This window comes from Streptomyces sp. NPDC021100, from assembly GCF_044333095.1.
In the GTDB taxonomy this organism is placed as follows: Bacteria; Actinomycetota; Actinomycetes; order Streptomycetales; family Streptomycetaceae; genus Streptomyces.
Map to the genome: position 1 here is coordinate 602,849 of NZ_JBIRQH010000004.1, position 2,828 is coordinate 605,676.

Below are 2,828 nucleotides of genomic sequence, written 5' to 3' on the forward strand. Positions count from 1 at the left end.
GGCCCCCCCCCCCCCCCCGCCCCAGGGGGGGGCTACGCGGGCGGCCATCAACGGGGGCCAACCCCAGGTTGTATTTGTGGTTCCAAACGGGGGGGGGGGGCCCGCCCCCCGGCCCCCCACCCCTCACCACTCCACCGTCACCCGCTTCCGCGGGCGCCGCTCACTCGCCGGACAGCACCGCCTGCGCGGCGAGCCGGGCCTCCTCGGCCGTGTCCGTCGCACGGGCCGCGGCGGCCGCACGCTCGCACTGGGCGAGCGTGTGCTTGGCCAGCGTGGCACGCACGTACGGGATCGAGGCGGCGCCCATGGACAGGCTCGTCACCCCGAGACCGGTCAGCACACAGGCGAGCAGCGGGTCCGACGCCGCCTCACCGCAGACACCGCAGCTCTTGCCCTCGGCCTTGGCCGCCTCGGCGGACAAGGCGATCAGGTCGAGCAGCGCGGGCTGCCACGGGTCCTGGAGCCGGGAGACGGCACCGACCTGACGGTCGGCGGCGAAGGTGTACTGCGCGAGGTCGTTGGTCCCCAGCGACAGGAACTCGACCTCCTGCAGGATGGAGCGCGCCCGCAGCGCGGCGGACGGAATCTCCACCATCGCGCCGAACTTCGCCCGCAGCCCGGCCTCATGGCACGCGTCCGCGAACGCCCTGGCGTCCGTGCGGTCCGCCACCATCGGGGCCATGACCTCGAGGTAGACCGGCAGCCCCTCGGCGGCCTTGGCCAGCGCGGTCAGCTGGGTGCGCAGCACCTCCGGGTGGTCCAGCAGCGTCCGCAGACCGCGCACGCCCAGCGCCGGGTTGGGCTCGTCCGCCGGGGTGAGGAAGTCCAGCGGCTTGTCCGCGCCCGCGTCCAGCACGCGCACGACGACCCGGCCCTCCGGGAACGCCTCCAGCACCTTGCGGTACGCCTCGACCTGCTTCTCCTCGGACGGCGCCTTGGCGCTGTCGTCCAGGAACAGGAACTCGGTACGGAACAGGCCGACGCCCTCGGCACCCGCCTCGACCGCCGCCGGCACGTCCGCCGGACCGCCGACGTTGGCGAGCAGCGGCACCTTGTGCCCGTCGGAGGTCGCACCCGGACCGGAGGAGGCGGCCAGCGCCGCCTTGCGCTCCTCGGCCGCCTTCGTCAGCTCCGCGCGCTTCTCCTCGCTCGGGTCGACGAAGATCTCGCCGGTGCTGCCGTCCACGGCCACGACCGTGCCCTCGGCCAGCTCACCGGCGCCCGGCAGCGCCACGACCGCCGGCACGCCCAGCGCACGGGCGAGGATGGCGCTGTGGCTGGTCGGCCCGCCCTCCTCGGTCACGAAACCGAGCACCAGCGCCGGGTCGAGCAGCGCGGTGTCGGCGGGCGCCAGGTCCCGGGCGATCAGCACGTACGGCTCGTCGCTGTCCGGCACGCCCGGCATCGGCACACCCAGCAGACGGGCGACGATGCGGTTGCGCACGTCGTCCAGGTCCGCGACCCGGCCGGCCAGGTACTCGCCGGCCCCGGCCAGCAGCGCCCGGTAGGCGGCGAAGGCGTCGTAGACCGCGCGCTCGGCGGTGCTGCCGACGGCGATGCGCCGCTCGACGTCCGCCATCAGCTCGGGGTCCTGCGCCATCATGGCCTGGGCCTCGAGCACGTGCTGGGCCTCGCCGCCGGCGAGGTTGCCCCGGGCGATCAGGTCGGCGGCCACAGCCTCGACGGCCTGGCGCGCGCGCCCCTGTTCGCGCGGTGCCTCGTCCGTCGGGATCTGCTTGGCCGGCGGCTCCAGCACCGCCGTGCCCATGTGCCGGACCTCGCCGATCGCCACACCGTGGCTGACGCCGACGCCTCGCAGCGTTGCTTCCATCATGTCCTCTCGAAGGGGACCACCGGCCGCGGCCGGTGGGGGAACGCGTCCCTGTTGCGTTCAGCTGAACCGTTTCCGCCGGCGCCCCGGCGGTTCTGCTGCGGCCTGTCAGTGCCAGCTGAACAGTTGGTCGCCGGCCTTGACGTCGCCGTCCTCGCGCAGGTCGCCGAGCGCGTCGGCGGTGGCCTCCAACGCGATCACCGGGGAGATCGGCGACTTGCCCGCGGCCTCGACGGCGGCCGGGTTCCAGCGGATGACGGACTGACCGCGCCGGACGGTGTCGCCCTTGTTGACGAGCAGCTCGAAGCCCTCGCCGTTGAGCTGGACGGTGTCGATGCCGAGGTGCGTCAGGACGCCGTGTCCCTCGGCGTCGACGACGACGAACGCGTGGGGGTGGAGCGAGACGACGACACCGTCGACGGGCGCGACGGCCTCGGAGGGCTCACGCACGGGGTCGACGGCGGTACCGGGTCCCACCATCGCGCCGGAGAAGACAGGGTCGGGCACTGCCGCGAGTCCGATGGCGCGTCCGGCGATCGGGGACGACACGGTGGTCATGGGAAGCCTCCCAGGGGTGGAGATTCATCACGCACCGTCACTACCTGTCCCGGACGGTGCACTGATCAGAGCCTAAGTCATAGGAACTGACGGTTCCGCACGAGCGCACCCCCGTCCGGCGGGTGCGCTCCGTAACCGATTTGCCTCTCCCGACCGGGGGCCTGTACTGTCGGATCCCTGCCCACGACCGGGGCCCGCGGCGAAAGCCGAAGAGCACGGTAACGGGGGCGGCACTCCATTCAGATGTGATCCTTTCTCAGGACCGCTTTTGTCTGCCCGTATGCGTCAGTGCATACGGAAAGGCGGGTGGCGAGAGAGACGGAAAACGCCTGATAGAGTGGTGGAACACCGAAGGGAAGCGCCCGGAGGAAAGCCTGAGAGAGTCTCTCGGGTGAGTACAAAGGAAGCGTCCGTTCCTTGAGAACTCAACAGCGTGCCA

Annotated in this window: 2 protein-coding genes; both read right to left on the bottom strand. The window is 72.3% G+C overall.

Annotated features, from left to right (window positions below; all coding sequences use genetic code 11):
• Nucleotides 1–160 precede the first annotated feature (160 nt).
• On the bottom strand, nucleotides 161–1,831 hold the full coding sequence (gene ptsP, locus ACH4PU_RS12115) for a phosphoenolpyruvate--protein phosphotransferase (RefSeq protein ID WP_398269922.1): 1,671 nt from the start codon (nucleotides 1,829–1,831) through the stop codon (nucleotides 161–163).
• Between the two features lie 108 nt (nucleotides 1,832–1,939).
• A complete protein-coding gene (locus ACH4PU_RS12120; protein ID WP_398269855.1) occupies nucleotides 1,940–2,389 on the bottom strand; it encodes a PTS glucose transporter subunit IIA in 450 nt (149 codons plus the stop codon).
• Nucleotides 2,390–2,828 lie beyond the last annotated feature (439 nt).

Coding starts and splice junctions, on each gene's coding strand:
- ACH4PU_RS12120 (WP_398269855.1), bottom strand. CDS start 2,389: ATGACCACCGTGTCGTCCCCGATCGCCGGACGCGCCATCGGACTCGCG.
- ptsP (WP_398269922.1), bottom strand. CDS start 1,831: ATGGAAGCAACGCTGCGAGGCGTCGGCGTCAGCCACGGTGTGGCGATC.